Annotated in this window: 23 protein-coding genes and 1 tRNA gene; 12 read left to right on the forward strand and 12 right to left on the reverse strand. The window is 66.9% G+C overall.

All coding sequences use genetic code 11. The annotated features are described in order from the left end of the window. Positions 1–102 precede the first annotated feature (102 nt). Together KUV38_RS00820 and trxB are read right to left on the reverse strand one after the other, a co-directional pair. Positions 103–1,884 (reverse strand): SLC13 family permease, encoded by a 1,782-nt coding sequence (locus KUV38_RS00820; RefSeq protein WP_222468240.1) that lies wholly within the window; start codon positions 1,882–1,884, stop codon positions 103–105. A 122-nt stretch (positions 1,885–2,006) separates the two neighbouring features. After that, entirely contained in the window at positions 2,007–2,996 is a 990-nt protein-coding gene (gene trxB / locus KUV38_RS00825; RefSeq protein ID WP_222468241.1) for a thioredoxin-disulfide reductase, read from the reverse strand. Positions 2,997–3,172: 176 nt separating this feature from the next. Between trxB and KUV38_RS00830 the strand changes: the two genes are divergently transcribed. Next, positions 3,173–3,673 carry an Lrp/AsnC family transcriptional regulator gene (locus tag KUV38_RS00830; protein WP_222468242.1) on the forward strand — a complete coding sequence of 167 codons (501 nt, stop codon included), beginning with the start codon at positions 3,173–3,175 and terminating at the stop codon, positions 3,671–3,673. An 84-nt stretch (positions 3,674–3,757) separates the two neighbouring features. Here the strand turns inward: KUV38_RS00830 and KUV38_RS00835 are convergent, their stop codons facing one another. From KUV38_RS00835 to lgt, 5 genes are all read right to left on the reverse strand, one after another. After that, positions 3,758–4,462: a Hint domain-containing protein gene (locus tag KUV38_RS00835; RefSeq protein ID WP_222468243.1), complete on the reverse strand. Its 705-nt coding sequence runs from the start codon at positions 4,460–4,462 to the stop codon at positions 3,758–3,760. A gap of 436 nt (positions 4,463–4,898) precedes the next feature. Beyond that, positions 4,899–5,042: a hypothetical protein gene (locus KUV38_RS00840; protein WP_222468244.1), complete on the reverse strand. Its 144-nt coding sequence runs from the start codon at positions 5,040–5,042 to the stop codon at positions 4,899–4,901. Positions 5,043–5,338: 296 nt separating this feature from the next. Beyond that, positions 5,339–6,097, reverse strand: coding sequence for a peptidoglycan editing factor PgeF (gene pgeF, locus KUV38_RS00845; protein ID WP_222468245.1), 759 nt, complete (start codon positions 6,095–6,097; stop codon positions 5,339–5,341). An 18-nt stretch (positions 6,098–6,115) separates the two neighbouring features. After that, on the reverse strand, positions 6,116–7,174 hold the full coding sequence (locus tag KUV38_RS00850) for a class I SAM-dependent methyltransferase (protein WP_222468246.1): 1,059 nt from the start codon (positions 7,172–7,174) through the stop codon (positions 6,116–6,118). Further along, entirely contained in the window at positions 7,171–8,100 is a 930-nt protein-coding gene (gene lgt / locus KUV38_RS00855; RefSeq protein WP_222468247.1) for a prolipoprotein diacylglyceryl transferase, read from the reverse strand. The genes KUV38_RS00850 and lgt overlap by 4 nt, the downstream gene beginning before the upstream one ends. A 113-nt stretch (positions 8,101–8,213) precedes the next feature. On the opposite strand from lgt, the gene KUV38_RS00860 reads away from it, so the two are divergent. The 4 genes from KUV38_RS00860 to KUV38_RS00875 all read left to right on the forward strand — a co-directional run bounded on the left by KUV38_RS00860 (position 8,214) and on the right by KUV38_RS00875 (position 10,531). Next, entirely contained in the window at positions 8,214–8,465 is a 252-nt protein-coding gene (locus KUV38_RS00860) for an accessory factor UbiK family protein (RefSeq protein WP_222468248.1), read from the forward strand. Between the two features lie 292 nt (positions 8,466–8,757). Continuing rightward, the gene (locus tag KUV38_RS00865; protein WP_222468249.1) at positions 8,758–9,261 is read left to right on the forward strand and encodes a YbjN domain-containing protein; all 504 of its coding nucleotides are present in this window, start codon (positions 8,758–8,760) and stop codon (positions 9,259–9,261) included. 134 nt (positions 9,262–9,395) lie between these two features. Then, a complete protein-coding gene (gene proC, locus KUV38_RS00870; RefSeq protein ID WP_222468250.1) occupies positions 9,396–10,196 on the forward strand; it encodes a pyrroline-5-carboxylate reductase in 801 nt (266 codons plus the stop codon). Continuing rightward, the gene (locus KUV38_RS00875) at positions 10,193–10,531 is read left to right on the forward strand and encodes a tRNA-binding protein (protein ID WP_222468251.1); all 339 of its coding nucleotides are present in this window, start codon (positions 10,193–10,195) and stop codon (positions 10,529–10,531) included. The genes proC and KUV38_RS00875 overlap by 4 nt, the downstream gene beginning before the upstream one ends. 9 nt (positions 10,532–10,540) lie before the next feature. Here the strand turns inward: KUV38_RS00875 and KUV38_RS00880 are convergent, their stop codons facing one another. After that, positions 10,541–11,119, reverse strand: a complete 579-nt coding sequence (locus KUV38_RS00880) for a thymidine kinase (protein WP_222468252.1) — start codon at positions 11,117–11,119, stop codon at positions 10,541–10,543. A gap of 135 nt (positions 11,120–11,254) precedes the next feature. Between KUV38_RS00880 and KUV38_RS00885 the strand changes: the two genes are divergently transcribed. Beyond that, on the forward strand, positions 11,255–11,653 hold the full coding sequence (locus tag KUV38_RS00885; protein ID WP_222468253.1) for a BrnA antitoxin family protein: 399 nt from the start codon (positions 11,255–11,257) through the stop codon (positions 11,651–11,653). Positions 11,654–11,829: 176 nt separating this feature from the next. Here KUV38_RS00885 and carB read toward each other — a convergent pair whose 3' ends face one another. Then, a complete protein-coding gene (gene carB / locus KUV38_RS00890; protein ID WP_222468254.1) occupies positions 11,830–15,183 on the reverse strand; it encodes a carbamoyl-phosphate synthase large subunit in 3,354 nt (1,117 codons plus the stop codon). 517 nt (positions 15,184–15,700) lie between these two features. Between carB and KUV38_RS00895 the strand changes: the two genes are divergently transcribed. After that, positions 15,701–17,377: an NAD(P)H-dependent oxidoreductase subunit E gene (locus KUV38_RS00895; protein WP_222468255.1), complete on the forward strand. Its 1,677-nt coding sequence runs from the start codon at positions 15,701–15,703 to the stop codon at positions 17,375–17,377. 58 nt (positions 17,378–17,435) lie between these two features. Beyond that, positions 17,436–20,228 (forward strand): formate dehydrogenase subunit alpha, encoded by a 2,793-nt coding sequence (fdhF, locus tag KUV38_RS00900; RefSeq protein WP_222468256.1) that lies wholly within the window; start codon positions 17,436–17,438, stop codon positions 20,226–20,228. Positions 20,229–20,304: 76 nt separating this feature from the next. Here the strand turns inward: fdhF and KUV38_RS00905 are convergent, their stop codons facing one another. From KUV38_RS00905 to KUV38_RS00915, 3 genes are all read right to left on the reverse strand, one after another. Next, complete coding sequence (locus KUV38_RS00905) at positions 20,305–20,796, reverse strand: fasciclin domain-containing protein (RefSeq protein WP_222468257.1); 492 nt, start codon at positions 20,794–20,796, stop codon at positions 20,305–20,307. Between the two features lie 314 nt (positions 20,797–21,110). Beyond that, positions 21,111–21,185, reverse strand: a tRNA-Thr gene (locus KUV38_RS00910). A gap of 88 nt (positions 21,186–21,273) precedes the next feature. After that, positions 21,274–22,245, reverse strand: a complete 972-nt coding sequence (locus KUV38_RS00915; RefSeq protein WP_222468258.1) for a hypothetical protein — start codon at positions 22,243–22,245, stop codon at positions 21,274–21,276. Positions 22,246–22,318: 73 nt separating this feature from the next. Here KUV38_RS00915 and KUV38_RS00920 point away from each other — a divergent pair, with 73 nt between their 5' ends. From KUV38_RS00920 to murA, 4 genes are read left to right on the forward strand one after another with little or no spacing between them, the layout of a single operon-like run. Further along, entirely contained in the window at positions 22,319–22,516 is a 198-nt protein-coding gene (locus KUV38_RS00920) for a hypothetical protein (protein WP_222468259.1), read from the forward strand. 9 nt (positions 22,517–22,525) lie between these two features. After that, the gene (locus KUV38_RS00925; RefSeq protein ID WP_222468260.1) at positions 22,526–23,497 is read left to right on the forward strand and encodes an aKG-HExxH-type peptide beta-hydroxylase; all 972 of its coding nucleotides are present in this window, start codon (positions 22,526–22,528) and stop codon (positions 23,495–23,497) included. A 48-nt stretch (positions 23,498–23,545) separates the two neighbouring features. Next, complete coding sequence (locus KUV38_RS00930; RefSeq protein WP_222468261.1) at positions 23,546–23,704, forward strand: hypothetical protein; 159 nt, start codon at positions 23,546–23,548, stop codon at positions 23,702–23,704. Then, the gene (murA, locus tag KUV38_RS00935) at positions 23,697–24,971 is read left to right on the forward strand and encodes a UDP-N-acetylglucosamine 1-carboxyvinyltransferase (RefSeq protein WP_222468262.1); all 1,275 of its coding nucleotides are present in this window, start codon (positions 23,697–23,699) and stop codon (positions 24,969–24,971) included. Before KUV38_RS00930 ends, murA begins: the two co-directional genes overlap by 8 nt.

Here is a 24,971-nt window from a genome sequence, read left to right on the forward strand (position 1 = left end):
TGTTCAATGTTGAACACATCTGCCATCCGGGCCGTAAAGAAAACCCCAAAGGTGGGTTGGCAGGCGGGATGTTGCCAAAAATCCGCGCCCGCCCGCGCCGCCTCAGAGATAAAGCGCCCAGACCGCCGCCACCGTTGCCAGCCCGGCGATGATGTTCATCGGCACGCCCACCTTCAGGAAGTCGGTGAACCGGTAGTTGCCCGCGCCGTACACCAGCGTGTTGGTCTGGTAGCCGATGGGCGTGGCAAAGCTGGCCGAGGCGCCGAACATCACGATGATCACCATCGCCCGCGCGTCGATCCCCAGCGCCGTGGCAAGACCGATGGCGATGGGGGTGAGCAGCACCGCCACCGCGTTGTTGGTCACCAGTTCCGTCAGCACCGACGCCAGCAGGTAGACTAGGGCCAGCGCCACCACCGGCGGCATCTGCTCCAAGAGCGGCGAGACCGCGCCCACGATGGCCGCCACCGCACCGGTGTTCTGCAACCCGATCCCGATGATCAGCATGGCGAAGATCAGCACTAGGATCGCCCCGTCCAGCGCGCCCCATGCCTCGTCCGCATCAATACAGCGCAGGATCAGCATCGCCGCGACCGCGAGCATCGAGAGGGTGGCGATATCCATGACCCCGAAGGCCGCCAGCGCCACAACGGCGGTGAGCGCCACCAGCGACAGCGGCGCGCGTCCCCGCCGAAAGGCTCTGCCCACTGGCCGGTTGACCGAGATCAGCTGTGCCTCCTCCTCCAGCGTCGAAAACGCCTCGGGTGGGCCTTCCAGCAGCAGCTTGTCGGCGGCCCGCAGCCGCACAGAGCCCAGATCCGGCCCTGCCACATGCCCGTGCCGATGCACCCCCAGCACCCGCACCCCGTAGCGCCGCCCAAGCGACATCTCCCGCAGGCTCCGCCCGGCGTGCGACTTTTGCGGCGCCACCACCACCTCCACCTGCGCCACCTCGCCCTGGTAACGGTCGCCCCGGCGCAGGCCCACCCGCAGGCCCGCCGCCTCATGCAGGGTCAGCAATTCCGATGTGGTGGCGGTCACGATCAGCCGGTCGCCCGCCTCCAGCACCTCCTCGGCCAGCGCCGACCGGCGGGTCTCGCCCCGGCGCTTCAGGCCGGTCACCTTCATCCCGGCGCGGTTCAGCGCGGGCACTTGGCCCAGCGGCTTACCGACAAGGCCGTTGTCGAGCACCGCGACCTCGGTGATGTAGCGCACCTCGCCCATCAGGTCCTCAGGGTCGCTGTCGGGCCGCGAGGGCAGGGCGAAGCGCCCGGCAAGAAACAGGTAGCCCAGCCCCGTCGCCGCCACGATCAGCCCCACCGGGGTGATCTCGAAAATCGAGAACCCCGCCAGCCCCGCCTCCTGCGCCACGCCGTCGACCACGAGGTTGGTCGAGGTGCCGATCAGCGTGCAGGTGCCGCCGAGGATGGCGATGTAGCTGAGCGGAATCAGCAGCCGGGTGGAGGCAAGCCCAAGCGCCCCCGCCAGCCGGATCACCACCGGGATCAGCACCAGCACCACCGGCGTGTTGTTGACGAAGGCCGAGGCCAAGAGCGTGACCAGCACCATCAGCACCAGCGCCCGCCGCGGGTGGCTGGCCGAGCGGGCGATCACCGCATCCGAGACCGCCTCCAGCACCCCCGTCCGCACCAGCGCGCCCGAGAGCACGAACATCGCCGCCACCGTCAGCGGGGCGGAGTTGGAGAAGACCCCGAGCATCTCCTTGCCGTCCACATAGCCCAGCGCCACGAACAGCGCCGCCACCCCGGCGGCGGGCACCTCGGGCGGGTAAAGCTCCAGCACGAAAAGCAGAACCAGCAGCGCGATCAGCGAAAGCGCAATCGCCACCTGCCATGTCGAGACGAATTCAGCGATCACCGCCATGTTGCACCGCGCGCAAGAAACACCCGGCGATCAACGCCGCATATCTCAGATAAGTTGCGCCGCCCGCCCGTGAAGGGGCGGGAAGGCGCCGGTGCAAAATAAAACCGGGGGCAGGGCCGGTATCAGGCCTCTGCGGGCTCGACCGCCGCGCTCGGGTCGGGCTCGGCCGCCGCATCCTGCTCGGCCAGCCAGCGCTCGGCGTCGAGCGCGGCCATGCAGCCCATGCCGGCGGAGGTCACCGCCTGCCGGTACTTGTGGTCGGTCAGGTCACCCGCGGCGAAGATCCCGGGGATCGAGGTCTCGGTGGTGCCGGGCTTCACCTTCACGTAGCCGCCGTTGTGCAGCTCCAGCTTGTCCTTCACCAGCTCGGTCGCGGGGGCATGGCCGATGGCCACGAACACGCCCTTGCAGGGGATCTCGGTGATCTCGCCGGTCTTGGTGTGCTTCACCCGCACGGCTTCCACGCCCAGTGGGTTGTCTTCGCCCACCACTTCCTCAAGCTCGTGGAACCACAGCGGCTCAATCTTGGGGTTCTTCAGCAGCCGGTCCTGCAGGATCTTCTCCGCGCGCAGCTCGTCACGCCGGTGGATCAGCGTCACCTTGCTGGCGAAGTTGGTCAGGAACAGCGCCTCTTCCACGGCGGTGTTGCCGCCGCCGATCACCACGATCTCCTGACCGCGATAAAAGAAGCCGTCGCAGGTCGCACAGGCCGACACGCCGAAGCCCTTGAACTTCTCTTCGCTGTCCAGCCCGAGCCACTTGGCCCGCGCACCGGTCGCGAGGATCACCGCGTCGGCGGTGTAGGTGGTGCCGCTGTCGCCCTTGGCCACGAAGGGGCGGCTCTCGGTGTCCAGCTCCACGATGATATCGCCGATGATCTCGCAGCCCATCGCCTTGGCGTGGGCCTCCATCCGCACCATCAGGTCGGGGCCCTGCACCTCTGTATCGCCCGGCCAGTTTTCCACCTCGGTGGTGGTGGTCAGCTGACCGCCCGGCTCGATGCCCTGCACCAGAATCGGGTTCAGCATCGCGCGGCTGGCATAAACGCCCGCCGTGTAGCCGGCAGGGCCGGAGCCGATGATCAGGGTCTTGGTGTGGCGCGTCTCGCTCATGGCGGCCCCCTTGCCTCGCTGGAATCGATTGTGTCAGGCCATATAGGCCCCCGGACGGGTGAGAGAAAGGGCGCCCTTGCATGGCAGGGATGCGCATTCTGTTTCTTGCGCAAATGCGAAACATTCTTGCGCGTGGCGGCGCTCCGGCGTACAAAACGGCAAATCGGAGGGGGCAAATGGCCACATCGAAGCTCGACGAAATTGATCGGAACATCCTCGCGGAGCTTCAGGCCGACGGGCGGATGACCAATGTCGCGCTGGCCGAAAAGGTCGGCATCTCGGCCCCGCCCTGCCTGCGCCGCGTGCGCGCGCTCGAGGAGGCCGGGTACATCAAGGGCTACCACGCCGATGTCGACAGCCGCGAGCTCGGCTTCGAGGTGCAGGTCTTTGCGATGGTCGGCCTCAACAGCCAGGCCGAGAGCGATCTGGCCGCCTTCGAGCAGCGCTGCCGCGAGTGGTCGCTCGTGCGTGAGTGCCACATGCTGAACGGCGAGATCGACTTCATCCTGAAATGCGTCGCGCCCGATCTCTCCAGCTTCCAGAGCTTCCTGACCGGCCAGTTGCTGACCGCGCCCAACGTGGCCTCGGTCAAGACCTCGCTGGTGATCCGCTGCGCCAAGGATGACCCCGGCGTGCCCTTCGACGTGCTCGAAGCGCGCCTCGCCAAGACCGCCTGAACACCTCACCCGCAAACGGCAAACGGCCCCGCCGAGGGAGCGGGGCCGCCGTGCTGCATATGTCTGTGGGTTTGGCGCTCCGCCTCAGGCGGCGCGCAGGTTGTCCAGCTCGAAGGCGGTGAGCCGCGGCACATCCATCGGCCCGAAATCCTCGAACTGCTCGATATGCGGGAAGAGCGCGAGGAACAGCGCCGACATCTCCCGGTCGTGGATCGTCTCCGCCTGCAGGCCAGGGTGAAAGCTCTCCACCTCCACGCCGTTCACGTAAAACGTCTGCTGCCCCTCGAAGCAGAGCTGCCAGACCTTCTGCGGCGAGACAGGCGAAATCTCGATCACGCTGACACCGTCCACAAAGGCGCGGGCCGGGGCAAAGGCCTCTTCGGCACCCACCGCATGCACGCAGGCCGCGTTCCGGTAGAGCAGCCGGGCGCGCGGGCCGAGCATCAGGTCGGGGGCAGGGCGGCCGAGGCCGAAGGAATCGGTGGCGATCCGCAGCATCTTCTGCGGCTCGTGCCCCGGCGCCCGCGCGGAGAGTTCGCCGCTGTCGGGAAACACCATCATCGAGCCGATCCAGAGCAGCGGCTTGGGGCCGGTCGAGGTTTCCACGAGGGTGCCGGGCAGAATATCTTCCACGGCCGTGAGGCCATCGACCGTGGAAATGAGGGCGCCCCGGCCAAGGGCCGAGAACGCATCCTCGAACAGCGGAGTGGCCGGAGCCACCCGCTGAAACTCATCTATGTCACCGTTTGAAGCGAGGTATGAAACCTCGTAGCGGCGGGTGAGAGGCATCACCCGCCGAGGTTTCGAGCGAACGTCCGAGCGAGACGTCCAGGAGGTCTGCCCCTCTGCGGGGCGAATTGTTTCCGTCGCGAGGCCAGCGACGGGATGGCGAGGATACACCATGCGATACCACCTTTCGGTTCGATCACATCTGCTGGGCCCCCACCAAAGAGCGCAGAAGGATTTGTCTTGAGGAAGAAAATGGCGGCCAAGCGCCCGGACTGTCAAAATTCCGGTGCCATTCGCCGCCGCCCCGGCGTCAATCCGGGCAAATCGGCGCAAACTGTTTCTCGCCCGTGGCCCCCGGTGCCACATTCTGATTCCCGCGCCCCGGAATCAGACAGCCCGCCGGGGGAGGACCGGCGGGCTGCGCTTTGATGCCGGGGAGGAGAGGCCCCGGCGAGGGAATTTCGATCTTCAGGCGCGCCTGCGGCGCTGGCCCGCCTCAGGCCGACAGTAGGTTCAACGAGGCCAGCCGGGCTTCCCGGCGGGCAATCATCGCCTCGCGGCGGGCGCCCCGTGCCCAAGGCATCTCGACCTTCGCAGCCTCGGTGGCCTTGGCGGCTTTCTTGATCCAGCGCGTCTTCATATCTCCAGCTCCTGCTCTTCTGCTCTGTGGCATGTGTTCTGTGGCACTGGGCTTCGTTGCCCGTTGATGCACAATCTCCCCCCGGAACGCGGCGCTGTTTTGGCAATCGCCGAGAATTTTCAGAAAATTTGCGCAGTCCCTGTCATCGATTGCGGCAGAACCATGCCGCGCCGCCGCACCCCTTCAAAACAAGGCCGATCAAATGCGGCAGAAACAATCGCGCAGGGCGGTCAGCATTGTTTCGGGCGGGCAATGGGGCAGGGGGGCGGCAGGGCCTGCCGCATTGGTGCCGGATTCTACAGCCGGATCACCGAAATCAGCCGCCCGTAGTCCGCCTCGCCCCGGTGGGTGGTGCGCCGGAAAGAGTAGAATCGCGTGGGGTCCGAATAGGTGCAATGCCCGGTCCATTCCGCCGTGCCCACACCCGCCTCGCGCAGCATGTGCAGCCCGAAGCCCGGCAGGTCAAATTGCATCCGGTCGCCCTCGCCCCCGGCAAAGAAACGGGCAAACTCCGGGTCCTCGGCCATGAAGTCCTCAAAGAACTCCGGGCCAACCTCATAGGCCCGCTGGCTGATCGAGGGGCCGATCACGGCGGCGATGTTCTCGCGCCGCGCGCCCAGCGCCTCCATCGCCTCCACCGTCCGCGCCAGCACCCCCGCCAGCGCGCCGCGCCAGCCCGCATGGGCCGCGCCGACCACGCCCGCCTCCGCATCGGCAAACAGCACCGGCTGGCAATCTGCGGTGAGGATGCCCAGCGCCACGCCCTTCGTGGCGCTCACCAGCGCATCGGCCTTCGGCTTCGCATCGCCCAGCGGCCCCGTCACCGTGACCACATCGGGCGAATGCACCTGATGCACCGTCACCAGCGCGTCGGGGGCCACGTCCATCGCGCCCGCCACCCGCACCCGGTTCAGCGCCACCGCATCGCTCAGGTCGCTCGACCCGCCGCCGCAGTTCAGCCCCTCGAACACGCCCGAGGAGGCTCCACCCTTGCGGGTGAAGAACCCGTGCGACACGGGGGCGAGGGCCGGGGAAGTGATGATCTCTAGGGTCAACTGTTCAGGTTCCGGGGGTCAAAAGCCGGGCGGCGTTGCCGTGTTGGAGGGATGAAGGGCAAGACACTTGAAGAGCCTCCCCATTTCCTCGGGGTGGGTCAAGCGGCGATGGGCGGCGATATGTTCGCTCAGCGCCGCGCCGGTCAGCCGCCCCGCCAGCGCCTGCGCCCGCGCGGTGATGCCCAGCCGTTCGAGGAACACCCCCTGCGGCGTGAGCGGTGCCGCCTCCGCCGGGCCGCGCGCGGCGGCCAGCGCGCCGAAATCCACATGCGCCGTCAGGTCCGCCTCGCCCGGCGTCTCCAACACGCCCACCGGCGCATGGGCCCGCAGCGCCTGCACCGTGTCGCCTTTCGAGAGCACATCGCCATAATCCACGATCAGCGCCACGCCCGCCCGGTGCCGCGCCAGCCGCTGCCCGATCTCGCCCGCAACCTTGGCCGCCTCCGCGCAGGTTTCCACCAAGTCGCCCGGCGCGGTGTCTTCCAGCCGGTAGTCCAGCTCCGGCGCCTGCACCGGCCGCGTGGCAAAGCCAAAGCCCTCGCCCTCCAGACCCACGCAGCGCTCGTGCCAGCCACCCTCCACCCGGATGAACTGCCGCACCGGCAGAGCATCGAAGAACTCATTGGCTACGAGGTAAAGCGGCCCCTCAGGCAACTGCTCCACCCGCTCGACCCAGCGCGGGGCAAAACCTTCGAGCGCCTCGGCCTGCACCGCCTTCAGCGCGGGCGAAGTCTCCACCAGCACCACCTGCGCCGCCTCCGCAAAGCCGGGTGCCTTGCCCGCAGCCCGCAAGATATCCGCCATCAACGTCCCGCGCCCCGGCCCCACTTCGGCCAGCACAAAGGGTGCCGGCCCACCCTGATCCATCCAGACCTGCGCCAGCCACAGCCCGATCATCTCGCCGAACATCTGGCTGATCTCCGGCGCGGTTATGAAATCGCCCGCCGCGCCCAGCGGGTCGCGCGTGGTATAATAGCCGTGCTCGGGGTCGGTCAGGCAGGCGGCCATCCAGCCATCCATGCCCATCGGCCCCTCTGCCGCGATCCGCGCCTTCAGCTTCTCTTCAAGCGCGGTCATGCCACCGCGGCACGGCGCCTGCGGATCAGCGCATAGGCGATCAGCGCGATCCCCAGCGCCACCATCGGCAGGCTCAACTGCTGGCCCTTGGTGATCCCCCACTCGCCGAGCCGCATCACATAGCCCGCCGGGTTTTCCGCGGTGATGAACTGGTCATCCGCCAGCCGGTAGAACTCCACGATGAAGCGCGACACCCCGTAACCGAGGAAGAACACGCCCACCGTCAGCCCCGGCACCTTGAAGCTGCCGCGCAGCGCCATCACCAGCACGATCACCCCCAACAGCAGCCCCTCCAGACCCGCCTCGTAAAGCTGGCTCGGATGGCGGGCCACCTCGGCGCCGGTGTAAAACCACTGCCCCGCCACCGCGCAGCCCTGTGCCACCGGGTCAAAGCACATGGAAGGGAACTTCACGCCCCAGGCCACATCGGTCGGGCGGCCATAAAGCTCGGCGTTGATGAAGTTGGCGATCCGGCCAAAAAACAGCCCCGGCGGCACGCAAACGGCGAGCAGATCGGCGATGTTCATCTTGTTGATCGCGTTGCGGGCGCAAAAGATCCACACCCCGATGATCACGCCCAAGAGCCCGCCATGAAAGGCCATGCCGCCATCCCACAGCCGCAGGATATCGCCGGGGTTTTCGAGGTAATGCCCCGGCTTGTAGAACAGCACGTAGCCCAGCCGCCCGCCAAGGATGATGCCCAGCACGATCCAGGTGAGCATGTCATCCGCCTTCTCGCGGCTCATCGGCACCTGGTTGCCCGGCCACAGCCGCGCCTTGCCTGAAAGCGCCACGCCCATCCGCCACCCGGCGATGATGCCCGCGATATAGGCCAGCGCATACCAGCGCAGCGAAAACTCCATGCCGAAGAGCGGCAGCGTAAAGATCGCGGGGTCGATCTCGGGGAAGGGGATGAGTGCCTGCATGGGCGCAATTGGCCGCGAGTGCGGGGTGGTGTCAACCTTGCACATTTGCCCGCGAAGCCCCATATGAACGGCCAAGGTGAGCACCCCTGCGAGCCAGCCCGAACGGAGGCCCCATGCAGACCCGCAACAAGCTTTTCGACGATCTCTCCCAGCTGATGACCAACGCCATGGGCGTGGCCCAGGGCGCAAAGGACGAGGCCGAGACGGCACTGCGCGGCTGGATGGACCGATGGCTTGTCGACCGTGATTTCGTGACCCGCGAAGAGTTCGACGCGGTCCGCGCGATGGCCCAGAAGGCCCGCGAGGAGAACGAGGCGCTCAAGGCCCGGCTCGACGCGCTGGAGGCCGCCGCCGCCAAGAAGTAGGCCCGCCTTCCTCCAACCCAGCAAGCGGCGTCCCCTCGGGCGCCGTTTTCGTCTCTGCCCCTCTGCCCCTCTGCCCGCGCCCGCCCCGCCAAAACCCGCCAAGCCGGATTTCGTGGGTGCCTATTCTTTCTCCACAACTTATTGCGGTATGCGGCAAGATTTGGCTTTACACACGCACCCCTCTACGCGCACGATATCTAGTAAGGGCGGATGGAAAACCCACCGTTCCTAGAGCAGGCAACAAGTTCTGGCGGCCGCAGAGCCAGCGGAACGAGCAACAAAGGGGCCGGGCATGTCACTTTCCGAATCTTACTTGGAATCCGAGGATCTTCACCCGATCGACATCGTCGAGAACTTGGCGGAGCACCACGCGTGGGATTTCGACCGTATCGCGGATGACCAGATCGCAATGGCGGTCGAAGGCCAGTGGCGCACCTACTCGATCACCCTCGCATGGTCCGGCTACGACGAGACCCTGCGCCTGATCTGCACCTTCGAGATGGAGCCGCCGGAAGACAAGCACGGCGCTCTCTACGAGGTGCTGAACTCGGTCAACGATATGTGCTGGGCCGGGGCCTTCACCTACTGGGCCGAGCAAAAGCTCATGGTCTACCGCTACGGGCTGGTGATGGGCGGCGGCCAGATGGCCCACCCCGAACAGATCGACAAGCTGATCGGCGCCGCGGTGTCCGCCGCCGAGCGCTTCTACCCGGCGATGCAGCTGGTCGTCTGGGGCGACCGCACCGCCAAGGATGCCATGCAGGTCGCCATCGCCGAGGCCTACGGCCGCGCCTGACGCACCGCGCAGCGCACAGTTTTCAGCGGGCGTCCCACCACGGGGCGCCCGCTGCCGTTTGGCCCTCCGGTTATCGGGTTGCACCCCCGCCGCGCCGCAGTAGTCTCGCCCGAGATTTCAGCGAGGCCGGAACCATGATGGATGAACTCAACACACGCGGGCTTGTGCTCCTTGGCTGCGGCAAGATGGGCGGCGCCATGCTCGCAGGCTGGCTCGCGGGCGGGCTGAAGCCCGAGGCCGTCACCGTGCTCGACCCGCACCCCTCCGACTGGCTCAAGGCCCAGACCGGCGTGCGCATCAACACGGATCTGCCCGAAAGCCCCGCCGTCGCCATCATCGCCGTGAAACCGCAGATGATGGGCGATGCGCTGCCCGCCCTGCGCGCCCTCGGCGCCGCCACCACCTTCGTCTCCATCGCCGCAGGCACACCCATCGCCGCCTTCGAGGAGGCGCTAGGCGCGGTGCCGGTGGTCCGCGCTATGCCCAACACCCCAGCCGCCGTGGGCCGGGGCATCTCTGCCGTCATCGGCAACAGCGCGGTCACGCCCGAACAGCTCGACATGGCCTGCGACCTGCTCTCCGCCGTGGGCGAGGTCGTGCGGCTTGAGAACGAAGACCAGATCGACGCGGTCACCGGCGTCAGCGGCTCCGGCCCGGCCTATGTGTTCCACATGATCGAGGCGCTGGCGCAGGCTGGCGAAGCGCAGGGTCTCGCCCCCGAGCTTGCCATGCAACTCGCCCGCGCCACTGTCTGCGGGGCAGGGGAATTGGCCCATAGCGATGCCGAAACCTCCGTCGCCCAACTCCGCAAAAACGTCACCTCCCCCAATGGCACCACGCAGGCCGGGCTGGAGGTTCTTATGCCCGAACTGCCCGACCTGATGCGCCGCACGGTCGAGGCCGCCACCAACCGAGCAAAGGAACTGCGCTCATGAGCGAGATCACATTCGACGACTTCATGAAGGTCGATATCCGCGTCGGCACCATCACCAAGGTCGAGCCCTTCCCCGAGGCCCGCAAGCCCGCCTACAAGCTCTGGGTCGACTACGGCGATGAGATCGGCGTCAAGAAATCCTCCGCCCAGATCACCGTGCACTACACGCTCGAAGAGTTGGTCGGGCGGCAGGTGATGGGCGTGGTCAACTTCCCGCCCCGCCAGATCGGCCCGTTCATGTCCGAGGCGCTTGTGCTGGGCGTGCCGGATGAAAACGGCGAAGTCGTGCTGCTCGGCCCCGGGCAGGCGGTGCCCATCGGCGGGCGGATGTTCTGAGCCGCGCGCCTACCGCCCCATCGCCTCACGCCAGTGACGGCGGCACAGGCTGAGATAGGTCTCGTTGCCGCCGATCTGCACCTGCGCCCCCTCGCGCAGCACCTCGCCGTCCTCGCCCATCCGCACCACCATCGTGGCCTTCTTGCCGCAATGGCAGATGGTGCGCACCTCGCGCATCTCGTCGGCCAGCGCCAGCAGGGCGGCAGAGCCGGGGAACAGCTCCCCCATGAAATCCACCCGCAGGCCGTAGCACATCACCGGCACGCCGAGGTCATCGACCACCTTCGCCAATTGCCAGACCTGTGCCTTGGTCAAAAACTGCGCCTCGTCGATGAACACGCAGGCGCAGGGGCCGCGCTTCATCCGCGCGTCGATCTTGTCAAAGAGGTCATCGCAGTCGGTGAAGGTATCCGCCGCCGCTTCCAGCCCGATCCGGCTGCCGATGGTGCCCTCGCCGGCGCGATCGTCGAAGGCCACGTTCAGCAGGTAGGTCTCCATCCCGCGCTCACGGTAGTTGTGCGAGGCCTGAAGCAGAATGGTGCTCTTGCCCGCATTCATCGTGGAGTAGTGAAAATAGAGCTTGGCCATCCGCCACCCATCCCCTCAGCGATCTGCGGGTCTAAGAGCACAAGCCCCGCCCCGGCACAACCGCCGCACGCCCCGTCCGCGCCCGGTTAACCCTTCCGGCGCAGAATCCGGCAGCCAAGCCGAGGAGCGCGCCCCATGCCCGTCGACCCCGAGAAGATGACCAAGATCGAGCGCCAGCACTTCATGTATGGCGTCGATGCCCTGCGGATGATCGAGCACGATATCCACGACCGCCTGTGGGATCTCAAGGGCTGCCCGCCCGACTGGCACGACATCTGGCGCGACGATGACCGGCGCGACGTGAAACGCGCGCGGGTGACGATGTCGCTCGACGCCGATGTGCTCAAATTCTTCCGCGCCCTCGGCCCCGGCTACCAGCCCCGCATCAACCGCGTGCTCCGCGCCTTCATGCACATGCGGCTGGCAAAGGTGATCGAAGGCCCGGATGTGAACGACTACATCCTCCGCCCCGAAGACCTCGCCTCCAAACGCCGCCGCCGGGCGGAATACGGCGATAGTGAGGAGGGGGTCTAGCACCGCCTTTTCGGCTGCGGCACCGGCAAAGCGCCCGCTCCACCGCGGCGCGGGGTGCAGCGCCGCGCTAGGGCTTTTGAGCCTCCGGCGGGAGTATTTAGGGCAAGAAAATGCAGCCGCAGCTGTTCATCTTCTTGCGCCAGCAACGCCCGCCGCAGGCGCTCACACGGGGCGCGTCACGCCTGCTGGAGCGACCGCACCACAAGCTCTCCCTCGTCCCGCGACTTCATCGCCAGCGCCGCCGCATGGCTGGCCGCCAGCGTGGTGAAATAGGGGATGCGGTCGCTCAGGCAGACCGCCCGCATGCTCCGCGAGTCCTCCACCGATTGCGCACCCTCGGTCGAGTTCATCACCAGGCAGATGTCGCCGTTCTTCATGGCGTCCACCACATGGGGCCGGCCCTCGTAGGCCTTGTTCACCACTTCCGCCTCGATCCCGTGCTCCGCGAGGAAGCTGGCGGTGCCGCGCGTGGCGATCAGCGGAAAGCCGAGGCCGGTGAGCACCTGCGCCGTTTCCACCAGTTGCGCGCCCTTGTCGTCTTCCTTGATCGACAAGAACACCTTGCCCGCCCCCGGCTTCGGCAGGATCGTCCCCGCCCCGAGCTGCGCCTTCAGGAAGGCCCGCGCAAAGCTGCGGTCCCAGCCCATCACCTCACCGGTGGAGCGCATCTCCGGCCCCAGCAGCGTGTCGACGCCGGGGAAGCGGCCAAAGGGCATCACCGCCTCTTTCACCGAGAACCACGGCGTGCGGAAATCGGCCAGCGCCAGCGGGTCGCCCATCGGGATCGGGGTGTTCTCGTCCACCGGCACATGCGGCGCGGCCACCGGGAAATCCGAGAGCTTTTCGCCCGCCATCAGCCGCGCGGCGATGGAGGCAATGGCGCTGTCGGTCGCCTTGGCGACGAAGGGCACGGTGCGCGAGGCCCGCGGGTTCACCTCGATGAGGTAAATCTCGTTCTCGCCCGCCGCGTTGGGTTTGACCGCGAACTGCACGTTCATCAGCCCGACCACATGCAGCGCTACGGCCAGCGCCTTGGTCTGCTCGATGAGCGCATCCACCGTCTCTTTCGGCAGCGTGTGCGGCGGCAGCGAGCAGGCAGAATCGCCCGAGTGGACGCCCGCCTCCTCGATGTGCTGCATGATGCCCGCCACATGCACGTTCTCGCCGTCGCAGAGCGCATCCACGTCCACCTCGGTCGCACCGGAGAGGTAGCTGTCGAGCAGCACCGGGCTGTCGCCCGACACCACCACAGCCTCGCGGATGTAGCGCTCCAGCCCGGCCATATCGCGGACGATCTCCATAGCCCGGCCGCCCAGCACGTAGGAGGGGCGGATCACCAGCGGAAAGCCGATGTCGGCGGCAATGCTCAGCGCTTCTGCGTCCGAATGGGCGATCCCGTTCTTAGGCTGCTTCAGCCCCAGCCGGTTGACGAGGTCCTGAAACCGCTCGCGGTCTTCGGCAAGGTCGATCGCATCAGGCGTGGTCCCGAGGATCGGAATACCCTCGGCTTCCAGCGCATTGGCCAGTTTCAGCGGCGTCTGCCCGCCAAATTGCACGATCACCCCATGCAGCGTGCCCGCCTCCTGCTCCACCCGCAGGATCTCCATCACATGCTCAAAGGTCAGCGGCTCGAAGTAGAGGCGGTCCGAGGTGTCATAGTCGGTCGAAACCGTCTCCGGGTTGCAGTTGACCATGATCGTCTCATAGCCCTGCCCGGTGAGCGCAAAGCAGGCGTGGCAGCAGCAGTAATCGAACTCGATGCCCTGGCCGATCCGGTTCGGCCCGCCGCCGAGGATCACCACTTTCTTCGCAGTCGAAGGCCGCGCCTCGCATTCCACCTCGCCCATCGCCGGGTGCTCGTAGGTCGAATACATGTAAGGCGTCTGCGCCTCGAACTCGGCCGCGCAGGTGTCGATCCGCTTGAAGCTGGCAACCACGCCGAGGTTCAGCCGCGCCCGGCGGATGTTGGCCTCGTCGCGGCCCGTCAGCTTGGCGAGGCGCGCATCGGTAAAGCCCATCATCTTGACGTGCCGCAGCCCCTCTTCCTCAATCGGAAGCCCGTTCTTGCGCAGCTCGGCCTCGGTCTCCACGATCTCGCGGATGCGGGCGAGGAACCACGGGTCAAACGCCGTGGCGGCCTGAATGTCGTCGTCCGAAAGCCCGTGGCGCATCGCCTGGGCGATCACCCGCAGCCGGTCGGGGGTCTTCTCCGAGAGCGCCTTGGTCACGGCGGCCTTCTCCGGCGCGCCGGGAATCTCGATCTCGTCAAAGCCGGTCAGGCCGGTCTCCATCGAGGCCAGCGCCTTCTGCATCGATTCGTGGATCGTGCGGCCAATGCTCATCGCCTCGCCGACCGACTTCATCGCGGTGGTCAGCTCGGGCTTGGCGCCCGGGAACTTCTCAAAGGCAAAGCGCGGGATCTTGGTGACCACGTAGTCGATGGTCGGCTCAAAGCTGGCGGGCGTCACCTTGGTGATGTCATTGTCCAGCTCGTCCAGCGTGTAGCCCACGGCCAGCTTGGCGGCGATCTTGGCAATCGGGAAGCCGGTCGCCTTGGAGGCCAGCGCCGAAGAGCGGCTCACCCGCGGGTTCATCTCGATCACCACCATGCGGCCATCGGCAGGGTTCACCGCCCACTGCACGTTGGAGCCGCCGGTCTCCACCCCGATCTCGCGCAGCACGGCAATGCTGCCGTTGCGCATGATCTGGTATTCCTTGTCGGTCAGCGTGAGGGCAGGGGCCACGGTGATCGAGTCGCCGGTGTGCACGCCCATCGGGTCGACGTTCTCGATCGAGCAGATGATGATCGCGTTGTCCGCCTTGTCGCGGACAACCTCCATCTCGAACTCTTTCCAGCCCAGCAGCGACTCGTCGACGAGGATCTGGTTCACCGGCGAGGCATCCATGCCGGTGCGGCAGTAATGGATGTAATCCTCGCGGTTGTAGGCCACGCCGCCGCCGGTGCCGCCAAGGGTAAAGGCAGGGCGAATGATGGCGGGCAGGCCGATCTCTTCCAGCTCGTCGAGCGCCATCTGCACGCCCGCATCCAGATCGGCATCGCCGTTGCCCTTCTTGGGTGCGGTGATGATGGTCGCCTTTGGGTTCTCCAGCCCGATCCGGTCCATCGCCTCGCGGAAGAGCTTGCGGTCCTCGGCCATCTCGATGGCCTCGCGCTTGGCGCCGATCATCTCCACGCCGAACTTGTCGAGCACGCCCATCTCTTCGAGCTTCAGCGAGGTGTTCAGCCCGGTCTGGCCGCCCATCGTGGGCAGCAGCGCGTCGGGGCGTTCCTTCTCGATGATCCGGGCCACGACCTCGGGGGTGATCGGCTCGATATAGGTCGCGTCGGCCAGCTCCGGGTCGGTCATGATGGTGGCCGGGTTGGAGTTGACGAGGATCACCCGGTAGCCCTCTTCGCGCAGCGCCTTGCAGGCCTGTGCGCCGGAGTAGTCGAACTCGCAGGCCTGCCCGATCACAATGGGCCCTGCGCCGATGATCATGATGGAATTGATATCGGTTCTCTTAGGCATGGTCGTTCCCCGGGTCGGCGCAAATTGTCGTGCGTTATAGGGATGGGGCGGGCGAGGGCAAGGGGGTCAAGGCCAGAAGGCGCAGATTGCTCCCGATGCCGCTCCTTTTCCGGCCCTCGCGCCCGGCTGCACTGGCGGATTGAGGATCTGCAGCAAGAAAATGCAGCAGGGTCGGCAAGGCCACCAACCGGGGCGTGCTCCGACAGCCTAAAATTTGACTCAAATGCCCGCCACCGCGCGCGCCACTCTTTCGGCCCCTGTGCTCTACCTTGTCCATTTTCTTGCTCCAAATATCCCCGGGGGTGTGGGGGCAGCGCCCCCACTCCAACGGTCGCCCCCATACCATCGGCTGCATTGACCCCACCTTCCCCCCGCGCAAGGGTTTCCGGCCCGCGGCGCAGGTTTCCGATCGCGTCCCCGGCATGACGTTTCCGCCGCTTCCATGGTCGTGCCGGGCGTTTTGCCTCATCGGGGGGCATGCCATAAGGTCGGGGCAGCAGGAGGAGAGCCAGCCAGAATGAACAAGGCGAGCAAAGAGTTTACCCGCCGGGATGCCAGCCAGCCCAAGGGCCGGCAGGTCGATGAGGCGGCGCTGGACGAGGTCACCCGGCTGTTGGGCGATCTGCCCCGCCGCCGCGATCTTCTGATCGAGGCGCTGCACCTGATTCAGGACGCCAAGGGCCATCTCTCCGCCGCCCATCTCGCCGCGCTGGCCGAGCTTTTCCGCCTCGCGCAGGCCGAGGTCTACGAGGTTGCCACTTTCTATCACCACTTCGACGTGGTGAAGGAGGGCGAGGCCGCGCCCGCCCCGGTGACCATCCGCGTCTGCGAATCTCTCACCTGCAGCCTCGCGGGCAGCGCCAAGCTGATCGAGACCCTGAAGGCCTCCACCGACCCCGAGCGCGTCCGCATCCAGCCCGTGCCCTGCATCGGCGCCTGTGACCGCGCGCCCGCCGGTCAGGTCGGCAAACGCGCGGTCGATCGCGCCACCCCCCAGAGCCTCACCGAGGCCGCCACCGGCCCGCTCGCCCCGGTGATTCCCGATTACGAGGGGCTGGAGGCCTACCGCGCGGGCGGCGGCTACGGCATCTACGAGAAGATTCGCGCAGGCGAGATCACCCCCGACGCCGCGATTGACACCATGTCGGACGCAGGCCTGCGCGGCCTCGGCGGCGCGGGCTTTCCGGCAGGCAAGAAATGGGGCTTCGTGCGCGGCTACGAGGCGCCCCGGCTGATGACCGTCAATGGCGACGAGGGCGAACCCGGCACCTTCAAGGATCGCTGGTGGCTCGAGCGCAAACCGCACCGCATGCTGGAGGGCGCGCTGATCGCTGCACATGTCGTCGGCTGCGACCGCATCTACATCTACATGCGCGACGAGTATCCGGCGGTGCTGGAGATCCTGCGCGCCGAGGTCGAGGCGCTGGAGCACGCGGGCCTCGCCCATGTGCCCATCGAGATCCGCCGCGGGGCAGGGGCCTACATCTGCGGCGAAGAGAGCGCGATGATCGAGAGCATCGAGGGCAAGCGCGGCCTCCCGCGACACCGCCCGCCCTATATCGCCGAGGTCGGCCTGTTCGGGCGGCCCACGCTGAACCACAATGTCGAAACCCTTTCTTGGGTGCCCGATATCCTCGCCAACGGCGCGGAGTGGTTCGCCGCCAAGGGCCAGACGCCCGACAACAAGGGCCTGCGAAGCTATTCCGTCTCGGGCCGCGTGGCCGAGCCGGGCGTCAAGCTCGCCCCCGCCGGCATCCCCCTGCAGGAGCTGATCGACGACCACTGCGGCGGCATGGCGGAGGGCCACACCCTCAAGGCCTTTCTCCCCGGCGGCGCCTCGGGCGGCGTGTTCCCCGCCTCCGAGGCCCACCGCCCGCTCGACTTCGGCGAATTCGAGAAGGACGGCGGCTTCATGGGCTCCCATGCGGTGATGATCCTTTCCCAGGACGATTCGGTGCGCGAGGCGGTGCTGAACCTGACGCATTTCTTCGAGCACGAGAGCTGCGGCCAATGCACCCCCTGCCGCTCCGGCACCGCCAAGGCGGCGGCGATCCTCGCGGGCGACACCCCCTCGACCGACCTGCTGAACGACCTCATCACCGTGATGACCGACAGCTCGATCTGCGGCCTCGGCCAGGCGGCGGGCAACCCGATCCGCCACCTCATCCGCTACTTCCCGGAGGAGCTGGCATGACTACGCCCCGTAGGGTGGGCAATCTGCCCACCACCTGCTCCCCTATGGAGACCCCGCAATGAAAGACCTACCCACCTCCGTCACCTTCCTGCTCGACGGCAAGGAAGTCACCGCCTCCCCGGATGAAACCATCTGGCAGGTCGCCAAGCGGGAGGGCACCGCCATCCCGCACCTGTGCTACAAGGACGACCCCGAGTATCGCTCCGATGGCAACTGCCGCGCCTGCATGGTCGAGATCGAGGGCGAGCGCACCCTTGCCGCCTCCTGCAAACGCCGCGTCTCCGAGGGCCTCAAGGTTTCCACCGCCACCGACCGCGTCACCACCAACCGCCGCCTCGTCTTCGACCTGCTGGCCTCCGACATGCCCGCCCGCGACCAGTCCCCAAACCCGGACGCCCGCTTCTGGCGCCAGGCCGACCTCGCCGGCCTGACCGAAACCCACTTCCCCTCCACCCGCCCCGGCGCCCGCGCCGAAATCCCGGTGGACAGCATCTTCCACGACGCCTCCCACCCCTCCATCGCCGTCAACCTCGACGCCTGCATCTCCTGCACCCTCTGCGAGCGTGCCTGCCGTGACGTGCAGGTCAACGACGTGATCGGCATGGCCTCGCGCGGCACCGGCAACCTGCCCGTCTTCGACCAGAACGACCCGATGGGCCTTTCCTCCTGCGTCGCCTGCGGCGAATGCGTACAGGCCTGCCCCACCGGCGCGCTGATGGAAAAGACCTTGCTGAACGACGAGGCCACCAAGCGCACCGAATACGCCGAGAAGAAGGTCGAGAGCGTCTGCCCCTTCTGCGGCGTCGGCTGCCAGACCGAGCTTTCCGTGAAGGACGGCAAGATCATCCAGGTCGAAGGCCGCAAAGGCCCCGCCAACCGGGGCAAGCTCTGCATCAAGGGCCGCTTCGGCTATGATTACGTCCTCTCCCCAGAGCGCCTGACCAAGCCGCTGATCCGCCGCGACGACGCCCCCAAGGACGCTCACGCCAAGCTCTCAACCGACCGCATCCACGAGGTCTTCCGCGAAGCCACATGGGAAGAGGCGCTGCAAAAAGCCTCCGGCGGCCTCAAAACCATCATCGACCGCGACGGCGGCCACGCCCTCGCCGGCTTCGGCTCCGCCAAGGGCACCAATGAAGAGGCATACCTCTTCCAGAAGCTCGTGCGCCAAGGCTTCGGCACCAACAACGTCGACCATTGCACCCGCCTCTGCCACGCCTCCTCGGTCGCCGCGCTGATGGAGGGCGTCGGCTCCGGCGCCGTCTCCGCCCCCTTCACCGATGCCGAGAAATCCGACTGCATCATCATCATCGGCGCGCGGCCTGAGCAAAACCACCCGGTCGCCGCGACCTACTTCAAACAGGCCGCCAAAAATGGCGCGACCCTCATCGTGATGGACCCGCGCAAACAGGGCCTGATGCGCCATGCCACCCACTCGGTCGTCTTCGAGCCGGGCCGCGACGTGGCCCTGCTCAACGCGATGATCCACACGATCATCGAGGAGGGGCTGACCGACGAGCAATACATCCAGGCCAATACCTCCGGCTTCGAGGCTCTGAAAGAAAAGGTCAAAGGCTTCACGCCCGAAGAGATGGCCCCGATCTGCGGCGTCCCCGCCGACGAGATCAAGGCCATCGCCCGCGCCTTCGGCAAGGCCGAGCGCGGCATCATCTTCTGGGGCATGGGCATCTCCCAGCACGTCCACGGCACCGACAATTCCCGCTGCCTGATCGCGCTCTCGCTCATCACCGGCCACGTCGGCCGCCCCGGCACCGGGCTGCACCCCCTGCGCGGGCAAAACAACGTGCAAGGCGCCTCCGACGCAGGCCTCATCCCCATGTTTTACCCCGATTACAAATCGGTGGAATCCGAAGCCCTCATCGAGAAATACGAAGACGCATGGGGCCGCCCGCTCGACCACGTGCGCGGCCTCACCGTGGTCGAGATCATGCACGCCATCCATGACGGCGAAATCAAGGGCATGTATGTGCAGGGCGAAAACCCGGCCATGTCCGACCCCGACCAGCACCACGCCCGCGCCGCCCTCGCCAGCCTCGAACACCTCGTGGTGCAGGATATCTTCTTCACTGAGACCGCATGGCACGCCGACGTGATCCTCCCCGCCTCCTCCCAGGCCGAGAAGCTGGGCACCTACACCAACTCAAACCGCCAGGTGCAGATCGGTCGCCCGGTGCTCGACCCGCCCGGCGAGGCCCGGCAGGACTGGGAGCTGATCCGCGATGTCGCCAATGGCATCGGCTGCGGCTGGAGCTACACCGACGTCCCCGAGGTCTACGCCGAAATGGCCGCCCTCATGCCCTCGCTCGACCACATCAGCTGGGAGCGGATCGAGCGCGAAGGCTCCGTCACCTACCCGGCGGCGGCAGAGGACGAGCCGGGGCAGGAGGTCATCTTCACCGAGGGCTTCCCCACCGAAGATGGCCGAGCCCGCATCGTGCCCACCGATCTGGTGCCGCCCGACGAACTGCCCGATGACGAGTTCCCACTGGTGCTCACCACTGGCCGGATGCTGGAGCACTGGCACACGGGCGCGATGACCCGCACCAGCCACGCGCTCAACGCGCAGGAGCCGGAGCCGGTGGTCTCGATGCATCCGCGCGACATCGGCCGCATGGGCTTCGAGCGGGGCCAGCAGGTGACGGTCGAAACCCGGCGCGGCGACATTACCCTCACACTGAGGGCTGACCGTGACGTGACACAGGGCATGCTCTTCATCCCCTTCTGCTTCCGCGACGCGCCGGCCAACTTCCTGACCAACCCGCAGCTCGACCCCTTCGGCAAGATCCCCGAGTTCAAATTCGCCGCCGCCCGCATCCGCGCGGCGGAATAGGGCCGGGCCAAAAGAAAAGGGCAGGGGCCTCGGCCCCCACCCTTCCCGTGGCTACCCCGGGCTTCACTGGGTAGGTTCAGGGCAGCAGCACCTTGTCGATCACGTGGATCACGCCGTTGGAGGCCGCCACATCGGCAGTCACCACGCGGGCATCATTCACCCGCACACCGTGGGTGCCGTTGATCCGCAGCTTCCCGCCATTGGCCGTCAGCACGCTCACACGGCGCCCGGCCAGATCGGCCGCTTCGGCCCGGCCCGGCACCACGTGATAGGTCAGGATCGCGGTCAGCGTGTCGCGGTTCTCGGGCTTCAGCAGGTCTTCCACGGTGCCCGGCGGCAGCGCGGCAAAGGCCTCATCGGTGGGCGCGAACACGGTGTAGGGCCCCGGGCCTTGCAGCGTTTCCACGAGCCCCGCCGCCGAAACCGCCGCCACCAGCGTCTCGAAGCTCCCGGCCGATTGCGCGACCTCCACGATATCCGGCCCGCTGTTGCTGCTCGGCGCGGTGCAGCCCGAAACGGCCAGCGCCAGCGCAACGGTGGCTGCCTTGGTGAGTGTGAAGATGTTCATGGGTCAGTCCTCCCTGATCAGATATCAGCCCCGCCCTATGTGCGGAGTTGAACCCAATACGGGTGAGGCCACGGCTCGGTTCACTTTTGCGAAGGGATCAGCCCCCGTCCGGCGCGCGTGCCCCAAAACCGAATGCGCCCGTCTCAGGGGAAGACGGGCGCTGTCGGCAAGGCCGCGGTGCGGGAGGGAGTTCCGACAAGCTCAACCCTAAGCCGAGCGCCGCCGCCGAACCACTCGCTGATTTGGGGGAGGCGGAATCAGGCGCGCTTCCACGCAAGGCGGCAGCTGATGTTTCTGGCGTGTCTAGGGGGAGATGGTGCTGTGAGAGAGGATTGAACTCTCGACCTCACCCTTACCAAGGGTGTGCTCTACCACTGAGCTACCACAGCATTCTCAACCTGCGTTCCGTGCCTTCTTTGAGGCCCGGCGCAGCGTGAGGGGCGTTTTACATCTCTTGCGCGCACATGCAAGCCCCTCTCACGGCATTTTCGGCGACAATTTCATCAGGCCGCGCCATCCGAAGGCCCCGGCGAGGTCTGGCGCCGGAGCGCCCCGCCCTTGCTCGGCCAGAGCGTGCAGGCTTTGCATCAGCCGCGCCTCGACGCCTTCCTGCGTTTTCACGCGTTCCGGGTCCGGGTGGCCGCTGCCGAAACGGATGTAGGGGTTGGTGTTGAGCTCAAACACCGCCACGCCGCCTTCGGTCAGGCCAAAGTCCACCCGGCCAAACTGCTGTCCCGCCAGTGCCATGACCCGGCGCACCGTCTGCACATGGGGATAGGCGTGCATTTCGGCCTCATCAGCGGCGTATTGCGCCGCGCTGGCCGCACCCACCTCGCCCGATTTTGCCACCCAGTGGCGCTGGCTTACAGTGAGGGCAGGCACCACCTCGCCCGCCACCGCATAGGCCGCGCGCTTTCGAAATACCCCGCCTTCCCGCGCCAGCCCGGCGTATTCGATGAACATCAGATCGCTCAAGGTGTGCCCGGCCTTCAAGGCAGCCTCCAGCGCCGCTTCGGCCTCCTGCGCATTCTGCAGCAGGTCGCCTAGCACCCCGCGATGCGCCCAGCCGGTCCGCAGAAAGCACGGAAACCGCTCGGGCCGCTCCCCCAGTGCCGGCAGCCAGCAGCCAAACCGGTTGATCCCCTCCGCTTGTAGCGCCCGTAGCAGAGCCGCTCGGGGCAAAAACCGCGCCGGATCATTCAGCACCGGCCCCCCGGCCTCCAACGTGCGGGCGCGCAGGGTGGCGGCCACCTCCAGCCATGGCGGCGACATCCGCTCGAAATCGGTAAAGATCGCGCTCCCTGCGGGCAATCTGCGCCGCCGCGCCGCTGTCTCATATGCCATGAGCTTGACCGCAAATCCCGTCGCCCGCGCCTTCCTGCGCACTTCCCTGAAAGTGTTGAGCCGCCGCGCGGTGGCATAGATGACGAGGCGGGGCAGGCTGGGCATTCGATAGAGCTTCTTGACAGTCGAGTTGACCTAAAGGTTAATTCGGCCATCCAGATTGGGAAAGGACGTTTCGATGACGATCAAACTTGATGAGACAAAGCTTCTCGGCTTCCGCCTTCAGGCAGAGGGATCCGACGGCCTGAAAATGGGCGGCAAGGGCGGCAATGCAATTGACGGCTTGAAGATGGGCGGCAAGGTCACCGGCCCGATGAGCCTGAAGATGGGCACCAAAGGTGGGGGCGTTCAGCCGCCCGCAGGGTCCATTGCCTGACCTCTAAAGATGACTCCTGAGTCATTGCTTGCTTTCCCGCCCGAGTCCGCTCGGGCGGGTTATGTCGATGAGCGGATGCATCGCGAGCTGGCCGCCAGTCTCGCTCACATCGCGCAGGCCTGTGATGATGCAGGCCATAATGCCTCTGCGCCGCTCTTCGAGGCTTCCCGCCGCCTTGAGAACCGCCGGGTCGGGCCTGAGGCTTTTGCCCGCTACTACCTGATCGCTTCTGCCCTGCTGTCGGGCGATGAGGCCGGACTGGAGGCCGAGGCGGATGCCCTGCTGGCCGATGTCACCGCCGGGCGCGCGCCCTTCACCGTCTCGCCCCGCGGCGGAGCCGGGGCGCTCGACGGGCTGATGGATGCGCTCATGGGCGAGGAGGCAACCAACTTCGCCCCCGTCCAGCCCGCAACCGCCGAGGCCTTCGCCGCCCGCCTCGCCGAAGGTCTTGAGCTGCTGAAAGAGGGGCTGCCAGCACTCCACGCCGAAATTACCACCATCACCCACCACGTCATCTGCGCCACCGCCCCACCCGGCGCGCAGATGCAGTTTGACGGCGCATCGCACTACCAGTTCTGGGGCCTGCTCCTGCTCAACCCCAGCTTTCACACCAATCGGCTCGCTATGGCCGAGGTGCTGGCGCACGAATGCGCCCACTCCCTGCTCTTCGGCCTCACCATCGACGAGCCGCTCACCCTGAACCCGGGCGATGCGCGATTCACCTCGCCGCTGCGGCCCGACCCGCGCCCGATGGATGGCATCTACCACGCCACCTTCGTCTCCGCCCGCATGGCCTGGGCAATGGAGGGGCTAGTCGCCTCTGGACTGCTTTCCCCTGAAGAGACCGAGGCCGCCCGCGAGGCCGCCGCCAGCGACCGCGCCAACTTCGCCTCCGGCCTCTCCACCGTCGACGCCCACGGCGACCTCTCGCCCACCGGCGCCGCCGTGCTGGCCCGCGCCCGCGACTGGATCGCCGCCTGAGCCTTCGCGGGGATGGACGCCGCGCGCCCCATCCCCTATTGCATTTCCATGAGCAAAAGCGACAAACCGGCAGCGCCGCGCGAGGAGCGGCTGAAGCAGGCGCTCAAGGCCAACATGGCACGGCGCAAGGCGCAGGCAAAAGCGCGCGCCGGCAAGACAACAAGCGAAACGGCAGTATCGAGCGGTAAAGAGGGCGACAATGGATAGAATCGTGGTGCGGGGCAACGGCGCCCTTTCTGGTGAAATTCCGATCTCGGGGGCCAAGAACGCCTGCCTGACCCTCATGCCGGCCACGCTGCTCTCCGAGGAGCCGCTGACGCTGACCAACGCGCCGCGCCTCTCCGACATCCGCACCATGACCCAGCTGCTGCAATCGCTGGGGGCCGAGGTCACCTCGCTGCAGGATGGTCAGGTGCTGGCGATGTCCTCGCATGACATCAACAACCACACCGCCGATTACGACATCGTCCGCAAGATGCGCGCCTCGATCCTCGTGCTCGGGCCCATGCTGGCGCGTGACGGTCACGCCGTCGTCTCGCTGCCCGGCGGCTGCGCCATCGGCGCCCGCCCGGTCGATCTGCACCTGAAGGCGCTCGAAGCCATGGGCGCGGAGCTGGAGCTGAAAGACGGCTACGTCCACGCCAAGGCCCCCGGCGGGCGGCTGAAGGGCGCCGAATTCGAGTTTCCGCTCGTTTCCGTCGGCGCGACCGAAAACGCCCTGCTCGCCGCCGTGCTGGCCAAGGGCACGACCGTGCTCAAGGGCGCGGCCCGCGAGCCTGAAATCGTCGATCTGGCGAACTGCCTCAACAAGATGGGCGCGCAGGTCGAGGGGGCCGAGACCGGCACCATCACCATTCAGGGGGTCGACCGCCTCAATGGCGCGACCCACCCTGTCGTCACCGACCGGATCGAGCTGGGCACCTACATGCTCGCCCCCGCCATCGCGGGCGGCGAGGTCGAGCTTCTGGGCGGCTCCCGCGAACTGGTCGGCGCTTTTGCCGACAAGCTCGAACAGGCCGACATTGAGGTCACCCAAACCAACCGCGGCCTGAAGGTGAAGCGCAAGAACGGCCGCGTCCGCGCCGTCGATGTGGTCACCGAGCCCTTCCCCGGCTTCCCGACCGACCTGCAGGCCCAGATGATGGCCCTGATGTGCACCGCCGAGGGCACCTCCGTGCTCGAAGAGAAGATCTTCGAGAACCGCTTCATGCACGCCCCCGAGCTGATGCGCATGGGCGCCAAGATCGACGTGCACGGCGGCCACGCCACCGTCACCGGCGTCGACAAGCTCAAGGGCGCCCCGGTCATGGCGACCGACCTGCGCGCCTCCGTCTCGCTCATCCTCGCCGGTCTGGCGGCAGAGGGCGAAACCGTGGTCAGCCGGGTCTACCACCTCGATCGCGGCTACGAGCATGTGGTGCGCAAGCTCTCCGGCGTCGGCGCCCATATCGAACGGGTCCACGAAGAGGGCTAG

Origin of the sequence: Vannielia litorea, assembly GCF_019801175.1 — a bacterium.
Lineage (GTDB): Bacteria > Pseudomonadota > Alphaproteobacteria > Rhodobacterales > Rhodobacteraceae > Vannielia > Vannielia litorea_B.